Genomic DNA, 12978 nt, shown 5'->3' on the forward strand with positions numbered 1-12978 from the left:
AACATGTCAGGCGCACAACAATCGTTCAAGATCCTCTGGGGGATGGCCATCGACCTCGACAAGTGCACGGGCTGCGGCGCGTGCATGGTGGCCTGCCAGGCTGAAAACAACCTGGCTCCCGAAGCCGAGTCCTCCAATAAGCGTCGGGTGATGAATTGGCTCAAGGTGTTTGAGCTCTCCAACGAAAAACCCTACCCGGACCACGACACCGCCTTCCTGCCCCGGCCCTGCCAGCAGTGCGGCAACCCCGCCTGCGTGCCTGTGTGCCCGGCCACGGTGACCAAAAAGGATGAAGAGGGCGGGATCATCAGCCAGGTGTATCCCCGCTGCTTCGGCTGCCGGTACTGCATGGCGGCATGTCCTTACAAGGCCCGGTACTTCAACTGGTACGATCCCGAATGGCCCCAGGGCTGGGAAAAGACGCTGAGCCCCGATGTCAGCGTGCGTCCTCGCGGTGTGGTCGAGAAGTGCACCTTCTGCCACCATCGCTGGATGAAGGCCAAGGACAAGGCCCGCGTGGAAGGCAATGATCCGTACGATCTGCCGGAAGGCGCGTATGTCACCGCCTGCACCGAGGCTTGTCCCAACGGCGCCATCGTGTTCGGCGACCTGAACAATCCCAAGCACCTGGTGCACAAGCTGGCGCATAGCGAATATGCCTTCCGGCTCCTGGAGCGGCTGGGCATGGACCCGCAGGTGTATTACCTGAGCCGCCGCGAATGGGTGCGCCGCCTGGGCGACCACTACCTCGAGAACGAAAAAACTGGTGATTTCACGCCTCTCGGAGGAGGACATCATGGATAAGGCGTTGCTCCCTGAGGGATGCCCACGGTGCTCCCTGGGCAAGTTCTTGATCTGGTTGGCTGTCCTTGGTGTTGTTCTCGCCTGGGGCGGCTACTGGATGGCCCGGGTGTTGCTCTTCGGGATCGGCGAAACCGCCCTGGACAACACCTTCGGTTTCGGGCTGTGGATCACCTTCGACCTTGCAGTGATTGCGCTTGGCGCCGGCGCCTTCTTCACCGGCCTGCTGCGCTACATTCTGAACATCGATCCGCTCAAGCACATCATCAACCTGGCGGTCATCATCGGCTTCATCTGCTATTCCGGGGCCATGATTGTTCTCGCCCTGGACGTCGGCCAGCCACTGCGGGCCTGGTTCGGCTTCTGGCACGCCAACGTCCACTCCATGCTGGTCGAGGTGATGTTCTGCATCACCTGTTACCTGATGGTCCTGGCCATTGAATATGTGCCCATCGTCCTGGAAAACCGCCAGCTGAACAAGATCCCCTTCCTGCATAACCTGGCGCACAACTTCCACGTGATCATGCCGCTTTTCGCCGGCATGGGCGCCTTCCTGTCCTTCTTCCACCAGGGCTCTCTGGGCGGCATGTACGGTGTGCTCTTCAGCCGTCCGTACTCCTACCGTCCCGGCTTCTTCATCTGGCCCTGGACCTTCTTCCTCTTCGTGCTGTCCGCCGTGGCGTCCGGCCCGGTGTTCACGATGCTGATTGCCACGATCATCGAGAAGGTTTCCGGCCGCAAGATGGTGGATTTCAAGATCAAGGCGCTCATGGGCAAGGTGGCCGGCACCATGCTGCTGGTCTATGTGCCCTTGAAGATTCTCGATACCTACGGCTGGGCCACCAGCGTGCTGCCGTCCATGGGGCTGAATTTCAGCGACCTGTTCTTCGGCACCGTGTATGGCCAATGGCAGCTGTGGACGGAAATCGTCATCTGCGGCGTGATCCCCATGATCATGCTCAATGTGAAGTCCATCCGCGAGAATCCTGCGCTGCTGTACACCGCTGCCATCCTGGACTGTATCGGCGTCAGCATCAACCGCTACGTCTTCACCGTGCAGGGCCTTGCGGCACCGGTCATGCCCTTTGACAAGTGGGAGATTTACATCCCCAACGAAGCCGAATGGGCCCCGACCTTCCTGGTCATCGCCTACGGTGCGTTGCTGATCTCGCTCTCCTACCGCTACCTGCCGGTCTTCCCACAGGAAAAGGCGCTCAACGCCGCCAAATAATGACGGCATTGTACTCTGGTTGCATCAACGGGCGGTCCGCAAGGGCCGCCCGTTTTTTTGTGGAGGAAAGCTGAACCGGGACGGTGGGCTGACGTATGCAGGCGAATCTTGCCTTGTATCACCGGTATGGACAGTCGGTTCCCCCTGGAATGCGGGCGACCCGGCGGCGAGGATTTGGGACAGCCATCTCGTGGCGGCACTGGAAGAGGGCTCCTGTGCTGCGGGCATCCGCTGCAGGCGCGGAGCTGTATGCCAGCTGGGCGTTGCAGACCTGGGCCCGGTCTGGGAATCCAGCCGCAATGGGAGCAGCTGTTATCCCAGGAGATAGATCGTTGCCGGTAAGGTCAGCGCTGAAAAGAGGGTTTGCCCGGTGATGATGGCGGCCATCAGCCGGTCATCCCCCCCAAGTTGTCGGGCGAGGATGTAGGAGGATGACGCCGCAGGCACCGCGGCGAACAGCACGCAGATGGCGGCGGCCCGCGGCGGGGTGCGGTACAGGGAGCAGGCCAGCCAGGTCAGGGTTGGCAGGGCCAGGAACTTGAGGACAAAAGATAACAGCAATGGTTTCCAGTACTGGGGCAGTTCCTTGAGCACCAGCCCGGCGCCCACCGCCATCAGCCCCATGGGAAGCGCCGCACGGCCAAGCAGGCGGACCGTCTCGAAGGCCGGCTCCGGCAGGGGAAGGCCGGTCAGGTTGACGGAAAAGCCAACCATACAGGCCATGAGCAGCGGGTTTTTGAACAGGGAGCCGACCACACCGGCCAGGCCAAAACCCTCGCGGCACCCGAAATGAGAGACTACAGGCACGCAAAGCAGGTTGGCCAGGGGCACCAGGGCCATCATCACCAGGGCGGAAAGGGTCAGGCCTTCCTGCCCGAACAGCGCCGCGGCCGCGGCCAGGGCCACATAGGTGTTGGGCCGGATGGCTCCCTGGAAGATGGAGGAGAAAGCCGGGCCGGTAAAGCCGATGCGGGCCTGCAGGAACAGCGCCAGCCCGGTCACTGCCACCACGGCAGAGGTGATGGCTCCGGCCATGGAAACGGCCGGGAGCCCATCCGTGGCCAGCAGTGGCGCGGCCGCCAGGTTGGAGACCAGCATGGCCGGCAGAAATAGGTAATACGTCAGCCGCTCGGCATCCCGCCAGAAGGTTTCCGGCAGGAGCTTGAGCCGGCTGCTGACCCAGCCAAGTGCAATGCACGCGAAAATGGGGAGAAGAATGGTCACGGAATCGTCGATGGGGTGGCGTCGGCAACAAGTGAAAAAAAACTGCTAGCAACAGACGGGCAGGGCGGGTGCGTTCAGACGCGGGGAGGCGTCACTGCCCTTCGCCCTGCAGGGTCTTGGCCCAGGTGAGGGCCTCGGCGTACGAGTTGGCCACGGTCATGGGTTCAAGCTCCAGCTGGGAGATGACCTCGTCAATCCTGTCCCACTCTCCCTGCTCAAAAAAACGGGCCATGCTCAGCCAGGGGGTGTACTCGTTCACCTCGCCGCTCAATGCGGTGGCCAGGGCCTCATCCAGAGGGAGATTCTTGACGATCTCCTTGAAGGGCACGTCCAGCATGGCCTCCAGCAGGGAGAACAGGCCAAGCAGGTACAGCAGATCCGCCTTGGCGATGGGCATGTCATGGTTCAGCGCCGTGCGCTCCAGAAACTTGGCGCGAATGGCGGAGAGGTAGGGCAGTTCCGAGGTCTTGTGCTTGGGGCTCATGTCCGTGAGGAAGATGAGCCACAGCCAGCTGCGAATCTGCTTCATGCCCAGCAACACCAATGCCTGACGGATGCTGTCGACCTTGCGCGGCAGGCTGAAACTGGCCGAGTTGGTCAGGGCCAGAAGGCGGTAGCTGATGGAAACGTCCGTCTCGATCACCCGGGCAATCTCGTGAAAGTCCGGGTTTTCCTTTTCCAGCACCTTGAAGAGCATGAGGCGGGAAATCTGGTTGGAGGTCAGCTTGCGGCCAGGGACGATGACCGGTTTTTCAAAGAAAAAGCCCTGGAACAGGGTGTAGCCCACCTTGCTCAGGAATTCGAACTGCTTGATGTCCTCCACACGCTTGGCCGCCAGGGCAGCGTGATGGGACTTGGCCAGGATGGTCAGTTCCTTGAGCCGGGGGATATCCTTGTTCAGAATGTCGATAAAAACCAGGTCCGCCAGCTCCAGCAGGGGCTCGCAGCCCGGCTGGCCGGAAAAGTCGTTCAGCGCCACCTCATAGCCCAGGGATTTGAATTCCTTGAGCGCATCCACCACCTCCGCGGTGGCGGAAAAGCTTTCATCCACCAGAATGATGGTGGTTGCTGCGGGCAAGGTCAGCGGGATTTTGCGCAGCAGGCTTTCTTCGGTGAAGTTGATGCACAACTTCTTGGCCCGCTCCCCGGCCTTGGGCAGGTTCATGATGGCGTTGGAGATGACAGTGAGGGTGGCGATGTCTTTGTCGTCAAAGGTCGCTTTGGTCGCATCCGGGGCGTGTCGATAGAGCAGGGCATAGCCCCAGATGTTTTTGCTCGCGTCAAAAATGGGCTGACGGGCGAAGAAGGTGTCCACGTACAAAGGGGATGTTTCCGCCTTGATCGTGTCGGGGGTCTGGTCAGCCATGCGCTCCTCTCATCTCACTCGTTCACCTGTGTCGTCTCGGCAGGTTTGCCTTGTACCACGGAATGCGACGGGCTGAAAGAGCGGATTGCATGGCCTGAGTGGAGGCGGTTGAGATTCCGGGACTTTGGGCTGGACGCCACGCGAGGCTTGGCGTACATAGCTGGAAGCCGTGGCGTTGCATGCAGGCCGGAATTGTTGCATCTCCTGCAACGGGCCGCCGCTCCAGGGCACGGTCTCTCCAGCTGAAGCCTTGTTGCCGTCTTGTTGCGGAGCTTTCCGCACCATACGCAGCCAGGTTGCGGCAGGGCCTGACATGAACCGATCGAGCCTCCACAAGGATCATGTGACAGCGCAATGATGAAGCCAGCGGATGCGCCCGCAATGCCGGGTTTCTCTTCCGACGAAGAAACGCGTCAGGCGCGCATGGTGCAGCGCAAGTCCGGCCTCAAGCTGGCGGAATACTTGCGTCACCAGGGCAAGCTCAAAGAAGACGAGCTGATGGAGTATGTGGCCAATCAGCTCCAGATAGACAAGTACTCCACCGATAAATATCCCGTCGATACGTCCTTATCCAGGATTCTGCCCATGGATGTGGCCCGCAAGCACCATGTGGTGGTCTTGCGGCAAAAGGGCACCATGATCTGGCTGGCCACCTCGGACCCGCTGAATGTGGGCATGCTGGACATCCTGGAAAAGTCCACCAAGTACGATATTGAGCCCGTGTATTGCCCCAAGGGCGATCTGGACGAGCTGCTCTTCCAGTACTACGGCAAAACCACTGACATGAAAGACCTCGTGGGCGCCATCGAGGAATTTCATGTGGAAAGCGACGACGAGCTCATCGCCGACGGCCTGGGCGATATTTCCATGGCTGCCCTGGAAGATGCGCCCATCGTCCGTCTGGTGAACCAGGTGTTGTCGCAGGCAGTGATGGAAAACGCCTCGGACATCCACATCAGCCCCCAGCGCGACCGCGTGCAGCTGCGGTTCCGCATCGACGGCGTGTTGCGGGAATATCCGGCTCCACCCAAGTCCGTGTTCATGCAGTTCGTCTCGCGCATGAAGCTCCTGGCGAACATGGATATTTCCGTCACCCGCGTGCCGCAGGACGGCCGGTTCTCCTTCAATGTGCAGACCAAGGAAGTCAACGTCCGCGTCTCGTCCCTGCCCACCATTTACGGCGAGAACATGGTCCTGCGTCTGCTGATGAAGGCGCGCAAGTCCCTGAATCTCGAAGATCTGGGCATGAACGACGACGACCAGCAGCGCCTGGAGGAGAATCTCAACAAATCCTATGGCATGCTTCTGGCGTGCGGCCCCACCGGCAGCGGGAAAACCACACTGCTTTACGCCATGCTCTCCAAGGTGGACAGGCCGGAGATCAACATCATCACCCTGGAAGATCCTGTGGAAACCAGGGTGGATACCATCCGCCAGGTGCAGCTGAACCGAAAGGCCGGCATGACCTTTGCCTCGGGCCTCAAGTCCATCCTGCGGCAGGACCCGGACGTGCTGATGGTGGGGGAAATCCGGGACCATGAGACGGCCCAGATCGCCATCGAAGCGGCCATGACCGGCCACCGTCTGCTCTCCACCGTGCACACCAACGACGCCCCTGGCGCCATCACCCGCTTTATCGACATGGGCATCGAGCCCTTCCTCATTTCCTCCACCCTGCTCATTGCCGTGGGACAGCGCCTGGTGCGGCGCAACTGCAAGTATTGCCTGATGGAATACCAGCCCACGCCAAGCATGGTGGAGGCCCTGCACCTCAAGCGGTCCATCACTTTCATGAAAGGCAAGGGCTGCCCCCGCTGCCGCGATACGGGCTACGCCGGCCGTGTGGGCGTGTATGAGGCCCTGTCCATTGACGAGGAAATTCAGGAGATGATCGTGGCCCGGAAATCCTCCAAGGATATCGGCCGCTCCGCCTCCGCCGCCAAGAAATTCCGCTCCATGAAGACGGACGCGCTGAACAAGGTGGCCAAAGGCATCACCACCCTGGAAGAAGCCGCGCCCATTTTGTTCATGTAGTCCGCGCGAAGACGCTGACGCTCCCGGTCCTCACCCCCGCAGGATGGCGATGCGGGTGGTCTGGCGGGTACTCCGGGGCAGGTGCAGGTCGATGACGCCGTTGTGCACCGTGGCCCGGATGCGCTCGCGGTCCACATCGTCGGAAATGGTGAATGCCGCCAGGTACTCGCCGCCGCCAAACTCCATGTGTGCCAGGGTCTTGGAGCCGCGCATGGCCTTGTCCAGGTCAAAACGGGTGCGCGCGGAAACGTGCAGCTCGCTGCCGTTCAGGCTGATGCGCAGGCTCTCCTTGTCGATGCCCGGCATGTCCAGAAAAATGTGAAAGCCGTCTTCCAGCTCAATGATGTCCGTATCCGGAATGATGCGGTGCGGCTCGCGATTCGGAGTGGCAAGGCGGGGGTGCAGGCCTGGGAATCCTGGGAAGCCGGGGGGCGTGGTGCTGGCGGCCATGGCGGGGAGCTCCTGAAGGCTTACGATGCGGCAATGGTGATGGTACGCGGCGCGGCCGGTGCGGCCTTGGGCAGCACAATGGCCAGGATGCCATCCTTGAGCGTGGCCTTGATGTTGTCCTGATCCACCGGGGCGTTGATGGTGGCCACCCGCTGGAAGGGCCCCGAAGGGCGCTCCTGGCGATAATACCGTCCCTGCACGGGTTTGCGTTCGCCCTTGATGACCAGGGTGTCCCCGGTCAGGGTCAATTCCACATCCTCAATGGCCACGCCGGGCAGGCGGCAGTGCACGAAAATGGCTGTCTCGTCGTGGCTGACATTGAGCAGGGGAAAAACCGGCTCATTGCGCCAGACGCCAGGGGGCCAGCGGCGGTCAAACAGCTGTTCCAGCGGGGAAACCCCGGCATAAAAGGGGCTGAAATCAATAACCATAACACACACTCCGAGTTGCACGCAAAGGGGTCAGACGCGGCGCACTGTGGGGTTGCACAACCGATTTTCAATGTAAGGCCAGTGCGCTGGCAGTCAATGGCCCTGGCTGCTGCAGATGACAATCGTTTCATGAGAATGCGGAGAATGGTTTACATCGGCGTGGAAAAAAGGCTAGGCTTCACATGAAATCAACAAAGATGCAGTACACACGGTGGTACGTCATGTTGAACCGCCGCATGGAGGATTGATGGCAGACGCAATGGCCGCGTTGCTGGAGCGCATCCGGACAGACGCCGTGGAGCAGGGGCAGGCCAAGGCCGAGGCGCTTCTGGACGCCGCGCGGGAAGAGGCCCGGAGCATCCGCGCTGCTGCGCGCGCCGAGGCTGAGACCTTGCGCCGGGAGGCCGCCGAGGAGGCCGCCCGCCAGCGTCAGCAGGGAGCCCAGGCCTTGCGCCATGCGGCCCGGGATCTGCTGCTGACCCTGCGCGCCGCCATTCAGGATCTCTTTGTCAGCGTGTTGGAGGAAGAGGTGGAGCGCACCCTGGACCGCGAGGTGCTGGTGCGCATGCTGGAGCAGGTGACCGCCTCCTGCGCCGCCTCCCCCCGGGAAAGCGGGCTGGAGATCATCCTTTCCCCCAAGGACAAGGAAGCCCTGGCCGGCTTCTTCCTCAAAAAGTTCCGGGAAGAGCTGCTCCAGGGCGTGGAGATCCGCGCCGATGCGGACATCCTAAGAGGCTTCCGCCTGGGAACGCGGGAAGGGTACATGTACATCGACTTCACCAGTCAGGCCATTGCCGAAAGTCTTGCCCAGCTGGTGCGGCCGGCCCTGGCCGAGCATCTGGCCGCCGCGGCGCAGGACATTGCGGAAAACGGGATGACCGACCCGAGGGGAGCGCCATAATGCCTGCCTATTATTATCTGGTGTCGAGCCTGCCCACCGTCAGCCTGCGGGAGCCGGGCGCCGTGCCGCCCTTGGGTGAAGACGACTTCATCGGCGCGTGTCTGGCGCATGTGTCGGAAGAGCTGCTCATGGAACTGCAGGCCGTGCTGGAAGGCGCCCTGGAGGAAGCCCATCATCCGGCGGTCAAGGCGTATGCCGCCTTCGAGGCCCAGCTGGGCAACGCCGTGCAGCGTCGTCGTGCAGCCCTCCGGCAGGATGACGCAACCCTGGAGCTTCGCGAGCACCCCGGCTGGTCCGTGGCCCTGGAACAGGCGGTGGAGCAGGCCGTGAACGCCCCGGACCCCCTGGCCCGGGAGATGGCCCTGGACAGGGCTCGCGAACAATTTCTGGACGAACTCGCCACCGCCAGTCCTTTTGGCGACGCCTTTCTGGTGGCCTATGCCGGCAGGCTGCGCCTGGCCCTGCGCTGGGCTGGCTGGAATGCGGAAGAAGGCCGCGCCGCCCTGGCCAGACTGGGCCGCCTGGGGCTCAATGCCCTGGACGCCCTGGGCGCCCAGGACACCGCCCCCGGACCGGCGGAACACCCCGCGCCACACTGAGCCGGGAGCAGACGCAGGATATTGCATGCAGCAGTCGGAGAATGTCGGCCGTATCGTCGGCGTGGGCGGCAACCTCGTCACCGTGGAGTTCGATCATCCCGTCGTCCAGAACGAGGTGGCCTATGTGCAACTCGAGGAGGCCGGCGAGGGAGCCGTGCGAAAAACAGGGCTCAAGGCCGAAGTTATCCGCGTGCGAGGCCGCTACGCTGATCTGCAGGTGTTTGAGGCCACCCACGGCCTGCGTGTGGGAGACAAGGTCGTCTTTACCGGCGAGCTCCTGACCGTGGAGCTGGGGCCGGGGATGCTTGGCCAGGTCTTCGACGGCCTGCAGACGCCTCTGGATGCCATCGCCGCCGAGCACGGCTTCTTCCTGGCCCGCGGCAGCTACCACCGCGCCCTGGACCCGGAACGCCGCTGGGCCTTTACCCCTTGCGCCAGCACCGGCATGCCCTTGCGGGCCGGCATGGCCATTGGCCACGTACCCGAGGCCATCTTTTCCCACGCCATCATGGTTCCCTACGGTCTCAAGGGCCGGCTGACCCTGATCTCCCTGGCCGAGGCCGGCGAATACGCCATGGATGACGTGGTGGCCGTGGTTCTGGACGAGGAACGCCGCGAGCACGAAATCCGTCTTTCCCAGCGCTGGCCGGTGAAGATTCCCATCACTGCCTATGCCGAGCGCCTGCGGCCCACCCAGCCCATGACCACGAAGATCCGCATCATCGATACCTGCAACCCCGTGGCCCTGGGCGGGGTGTACTGTATCCCCGGCCCCTTTGGCGCGGGCAAGACCGTGCTGCAGCAGATCACCTCCCGCCATGCCGATGTGGATGTGGTGGTGGTGGCCGCCTGCGGGGAGCGGGCCGGTGAGGTGGTGGAGACCATCCGCACCTTCCCGGAACTGGAAGATCCCCGCACCGGCCGCTCGCTCATGGAGCGGACCATCATCATCTGCAACACCTCCAGCATGCCCGTGGCCGCGCGCGAGGCCAGCGTCTATACCGCCGTGACCATGGCCGAGCACTACCGGCAGATGGGGCTGAAGGTGCTCCTGCTGGCCGACTCCACCTCCCGCTGGGCCCAGGCCCTCCGGGAAATGAGCGGGCGGCTGGAGGAGATTCCCGGCGAGGAAGCCTTTCCGGCCTATCTGGAATCCGTGGTCGCGGCCTTTTACGAGCGCGGCGGCGTGGTCCGCCTGCACGACGGGCAGACCGGCTCCGTGACCATCGGCGGCACCGTGAGTCCGGCCGGGGGGAATTTCGAGGAGCCGGTGACCCAGGCCACCCTCAAGGTGGTCGGGGCCTTTCTGGGACTTTCCCGCGCCCGGTCCGACGCCCGACGCTACCCGGCCATCGATCCCCTGGATTCCTGGAGCAAGTACCCCGGTGTGGCGGACGCGGCGCAGGTGGAGGCCGCCCGCCGGCTCCTGGCCCAGGGTGCGGAAGTGAAGCAGATGATGCAGGTGGTGGGCGATGAAGGCACCAGCCTCGAAGACTATCTGCTCTATCTGAAAGGAGAATTCCTGGACGCCGCCTACCTGCAGCAAGACGCCTACGATCCCGTGGACGGCGCCACGGATGCCGCCCGCCAGCGCCGCGTCTTTGGGCTGGTTTCCGAGATCCTGACCCGGGAGTTTGCCCTGGAGGACAAGGACGCGGCCCGGCGGTTTTTCCTCAATCTGACCCAGCGCTTCCAGGACTTCAACCGCATCCCCATGGACGCCCCGCAGTTCGAGGCCATGGAGACGGAAATCCGGCAACGCTGCCGGGAGGCGGCCGGGATGGAAGAAGACGGGGAAGATCCGGAAAATGCTGGAGTCCAGACCCTTATTGGCCTGTAAACAGCTTGACTGACTCTTGCACGATGGTGTTGATGCCACCACGCCATCCAATCAACAGCACCGCAAGCGCCCCAATGAAAATGGTGAACAAGACGGAACCTAAGAAGCTTTGGAGGATGGCATCTTTCCATGAGGGCTTGATGGAACGCAACTCCAAGTTGAGTCGTCGTTCATAGGTGTCCGAAAGTTGCGTGGCGTGATCTTCAATGAGCAGATTCTGAAATTCGGCGAGGTCAGATTCGGCAAGACGCAAATAAGAGCTGAGCCGACTCATGCTCAGATCATGAAAGACGGCGAGTTCGTCGTCCGTGGGGCCGCGGTCATGTTTCGTCCAAAACGATTTAATATACTCAATTTTTTCACGTTTATAGATGCCATATGCAAGGAGCCCGATGAGATCATCGGGCTCCCCGGCCAGTTCTTCAAAAATATAGTTGTACTTACGTTCTTGCGCGCTCACGAACGACTCTCCAGGCCCTCTTTACCTCATCCCTGTCAAAAAACAGGTTGATTTTGATGGGGCGCCCAAGAAAATCAACATGTTCCGGAGCTGCTTCTCCGGTTTTCTTGCGCGCAATCCTGGCAGCATTGACACGGCGCACCATTTCAGCGGTGACGCCGAGATAATTCTTATCCATCGCATTCACCTCAGGAAAAGTATGGGCAGTTTTTCAGGAAAAAGCAACCGGCATGGACTGATTTTCATGGGATACGGGTTGACCCTGCTCTGTACGGGTGGCACGTTGCAACCATACGCATCTTTTGGCTCATTGGATGACAGGGCTCCGCATGCATAGAATCTACCACCGCATTGAACAGATTGCCGGCAATGTCATCATGGTCCAGGCAGATGCCGTGGCTTATGGCGAGCTGGCCGAGGTCTCTTCGCCCAAGAACAGTTCCCTGGCCCAGGTCATCCGGCTGGAACGGGGGCGGGTGTATCTGCAGGTCTTTGGCGGCGGCCGCGGCGTGGCCACCAACGCCAAGATCCGCTTCCTCGGCCACGGCGTGCGCATGCACTTTTCCGACAGCCTCCTGGGCCGCGTCTTCACCGGCGGCGGCCTGCCGCGGGACAAGGGGCCGGCACTCACCGACGCGCTCATCGACGTGGCCGGCCCGCCGGTCAACCCGGTCAGGCGGGTGGTGCCCTCACGCATGGTCCGCACGGGCATCCCGATGATCGACATCTTCAACACCCTGGTGGAGTCGCAAAAGCTGCCCATCTTCGCCGCGGCCGGGGAGCCGTACAATCCGCTCCTGGCCCGCATCGCCATGCAGGCCGAGGTGGACGTCATCGTCCTGGGCGGCATGGGTCTCAAGCATGACGACTACCTCTTTTTCCGCGATCTGCTGGAAGAGCAGGGCGCGCTCTCCCGGGCCGTGCTCTTCATCCACACCGCGGCTGATCCCACGGTGGAGTGTCTGCTGGCCCCGGACATCGCCCTGGCCGTGGCCGAGGCCTTTGCCCTCAAGGGCCGCCGGGTGCTCTGCCTGCTGACGGACATGACCAATTTTTGCGATGCCCTGAAGGAAATCGCCAACACCATGGAGCAGATTCCCTCCACCCGCGGGTATCCCGGCGATTTGTATTCCCAGCTGGCCTCGCGTTACGAAAAGGCCGTGGACTTCCAGGGTGCGGGCTCCCTGACCGTGCTGGCCGTGACCACCATGCCCGGCGATGACGTCACTCATCCCGTGCCGGACAACACCGGCTACATCACCGAGGGGCAGTTTTATCTGAAAAACGGCCGCATTGAGCCCTTTGGTTCCCTCTCCCGGCTCAAGCAGCTGGTGAACGGGCAGACCCGCAAGGACCATCGGACCATCATGAACGTGATGATCCAGCTGTACGCCGAGGCCCGGGAAGCCAAGGAAAAACAGGCCATGGGCTTCCGCATGAACGCCTGGGATCGCAAGCTGCTGACCTATGCCGGACTGTTCGAAAAGCAATTGATGGACCTTTCGGTCAATCTGCCCTTGGAAGCAGCCCTGGACCGCGGGTGGAGCATTCTGGCCCGCTGCTTCGATCGCGCGGAAACAGCCATTCCCACGGCGTTGGCCGAGGAATTCTGGCCGGTGTGATCCGGCCGGGGAGTGGCAG

13 protein-coding genes are annotated in these 12978 nt (G+C 62.1%); 7 read left to right on the top strand and 6 right to left on the bottom strand.

The features are described 5' to 3' along the window. Nucleotides 1–3 precede the first annotated feature (3 nt). Nucleotides 4–804: a menaquinone reductase iron-sulfur cluster-binding subunit QrcC gene (gene qrcC, locus ACYQ00_RS19820; RefSeq protein WP_460033791.1), complete on the top strand. Its 801-nt coding sequence runs from the start codon at nucleotides 4–6 to the stop codon at nucleotides 802–804. Beyond that, entirely contained in the window at nucleotides 797–2032 is a 1236-nt protein-coding gene (gene qrcD, locus ACYQ00_RS19825) for a menaquinone reductase integral membrane subunit QrcD (protein ID WP_460033792.1), read from the top strand. The genes qrcC and qrcD overlap by 8 nt, the downstream gene beginning before the upstream one ends. A 312-nt stretch (nucleotides 2033–2344) precedes the next feature. On the opposite strand, the gene ACYQ00_RS19830 is transcribed toward qrcD, so the two are convergent. Continuing rightward, nucleotides 2345–3256: an AEC family transporter gene (locus tag ACYQ00_RS19830; RefSeq protein WP_460033793.1), complete on the bottom strand. Its 912-nt coding sequence runs from the start codon at nucleotides 3254–3256 to the stop codon at nucleotides 2345–2347. 91 nt (nucleotides 3257–3347) lie between these two features. Beyond that, on the bottom strand, nucleotides 3348–4622 hold the full coding sequence (locus ACYQ00_RS19835; RefSeq protein WP_460033794.1) for an EAL and HDOD domain-containing protein: 1275 nt from the start codon (nucleotides 4620–4622) through the stop codon (nucleotides 3348–3350). Nucleotides 4623–5003: 381 nt separating this feature from the next. Between ACYQ00_RS19835 and ACYQ00_RS19840 the strand changes: the two genes are divergently transcribed. Continuing rightward, complete coding sequence (locus ACYQ00_RS19840; RefSeq protein WP_460033795.1) at nucleotides 5004–6656, top strand: GspE/PulE family protein; 1653 nt, start codon at nucleotides 5004–5006, stop codon at nucleotides 6654–6656. Between the two features lie 30 nt (nucleotides 6657–6686). Here ACYQ00_RS19840 and ACYQ00_RS19845 read toward each other — a convergent pair whose 3' ends face one another. Together ACYQ00_RS19845 and ACYQ00_RS19850 are read right to left on the bottom strand one after the other, a co-directional pair. Then, nucleotides 6687–7106, bottom strand: coding sequence for an Hsp20/alpha crystallin family protein (locus ACYQ00_RS19845; RefSeq protein ID WP_460033796.1), 420 nt, complete (start codon nucleotides 7104–7106; stop codon nucleotides 6687–6689). 20 nt (nucleotides 7107–7126) lie between these two features. Then, nucleotides 7127–7537 (bottom strand): Hsp20/alpha crystallin family protein, encoded by a 411-nt coding sequence (locus tag ACYQ00_RS19850; RefSeq protein ID WP_460033797.1) that lies wholly within the window; start codon nucleotides 7535–7537, stop codon nucleotides 7127–7129. A 247-nt stretch (nucleotides 7538–7784) separates the two neighbouring features. On the opposite strand from ACYQ00_RS19850, the gene ACYQ00_RS19855 reads away from it, so the two are divergent. The 3 genes from ACYQ00_RS19855 to ACYQ00_RS19865 are packed head-to-tail and all read left to right on the top strand — an operon-like array spanning nucleotide 7785 to nucleotide 10877. Then, on the top strand, nucleotides 7785–8438 hold the full coding sequence (locus ACYQ00_RS19855; protein ID WP_460033798.1) for a hypothetical protein: 654 nt from the start codon (nucleotides 7785–7787) through the stop codon (nucleotides 8436–8438). Further along, nucleotides 8438–9037 carry a hypothetical protein gene (locus tag ACYQ00_RS19860; protein WP_460033799.1) on the top strand — a complete coding sequence of 200 codons (600 nt, stop codon included), beginning with the start codon at nucleotides 8438–8440 and terminating at the stop codon, nucleotides 9035–9037. The genes ACYQ00_RS19855 and ACYQ00_RS19860 overlap by 1 nt, the downstream gene beginning before the upstream one ends. A 25-nt stretch (nucleotides 9038–9062) precedes the next feature. Further along, complete coding sequence (locus ACYQ00_RS19865) at nucleotides 9063–10877, top strand: V-type ATP synthase subunit A (protein WP_460033800.1); 1815 nt, start codon at nucleotides 9063–9065, stop codon at nucleotides 10875–10877. Here ACYQ00_RS19865 and ACYQ00_RS19870 read toward each other — a convergent pair. Both ACYQ00_RS19870 and ACYQ00_RS19875 read right to left on the bottom strand, forming a co-directional pair. Then, complete coding sequence (locus ACYQ00_RS19870) at nucleotides 10864–11337, bottom strand: hypothetical protein (RefSeq protein ID WP_460033801.1); 474 nt, start codon at nucleotides 11335–11337, stop codon at nucleotides 10864–10866. The genes ACYQ00_RS19865 and ACYQ00_RS19870 overlap by 14 nt on opposite strands. Next, nucleotides 11318–11515 carry a hypothetical protein gene (locus ACYQ00_RS19875; RefSeq protein ID WP_460033802.1) on the bottom strand — a complete coding sequence of 66 codons (198 nt, stop codon included), beginning with the start codon at nucleotides 11513–11515 and terminating at the stop codon, nucleotides 11318–11320. The genes ACYQ00_RS19870 and ACYQ00_RS19875 overlap by 20 nt, the downstream gene beginning before the upstream one ends. Before the next feature lie 151 nt (nucleotides 11516–11666). Between ACYQ00_RS19875 and ACYQ00_RS19880 the strand changes: the two genes are divergently transcribed. Next, nucleotides 11667–12959: a V-type ATP synthase subunit B gene (locus ACYQ00_RS19880; protein WP_460033803.1), complete on the top strand. Its 1293-nt coding sequence runs from the start codon at nucleotides 11667–11669 to the stop codon at nucleotides 12957–12959. Nucleotides 12960–12978: the final 19 nt, after the last annotated feature.

This window comes from Megalodesulfovibrio paquesii (assembly GCF_054653055.1).

Excerpts from the sequence above, each read along its gene's own strand:
- ACYQ00_RS19845 (WP_460033796.1), bottom strand. The coding sequence starts at position 7,106 with ATGGCCGCCAGCACCACGCCCCCCGGCTTCCCAGGATTCCCAGGCCTG.
- ACYQ00_RS19860 (WP_460033799.1), top strand. The coding sequence starts at position 8,438 with ATGCCTGCCTATTATTATCTGGTGTCGAGCCTGCCCACCGTCAGCCTG.
- qrcC (WP_460033791.1), top strand. The coding sequence starts at position 4 with ATGTCAGGCGCACAACAATCGTTCAAGATCCTCTGGGGGATGGCCATC.
- ACYQ00_RS19865 (WP_460033800.1), top strand. The coding sequence starts at position 9,063 with ATGCAGCAGTCGGAGAATGTCGGCCGTATCGTCGGCGTGGGCGGCAAC.
- ACYQ00_RS19840 (WP_460033795.1), top strand. The coding sequence starts at position 5,004 with ATGCCGGGTTTCTCTTCCGACGAAGAAACGCGTCAGGCGCGCATGGTG.
- qrcD (WP_460033792.1), top strand. The coding sequence starts at position 797 with ATGGATAAGGCGTTGCTCCCTGAGGGATGCCCACGGTGCTCCCTGGGC.
- ACYQ00_RS19875 (WP_460033802.1), bottom strand. The coding sequence starts at position 11,515 with ATGGATAAGAATTATCTCGGCGTCACCGCTGAAATGGTGCGCCGTGTC.
- ACYQ00_RS19850 (WP_460033797.1), bottom strand. The coding sequence starts at position 7,537 with ATGGTTATTGATTTCAGCCCCTTTTATGCCGGGGTTTCCCCGCTGGAA.
- ACYQ00_RS19835 (WP_460033794.1), bottom strand. The coding sequence starts at position 4,622 with ATGGCTGACCAGACCCCCGACACGATCAAGGCGGAAACATCCCCTTTG.
- ACYQ00_RS19880 (WP_460033803.1), top strand. The coding sequence starts at position 11,667 with ATGCATAGAATCTACCACCGCATTGAACAGATTGCCGGCAATGTCATC.
- ACYQ00_RS19855 (WP_460033798.1), top strand. The coding sequence starts at position 7,785 with ATGGCAGACGCAATGGCCGCGTTGCTGGAGCGCATCCGGACAGACGCC.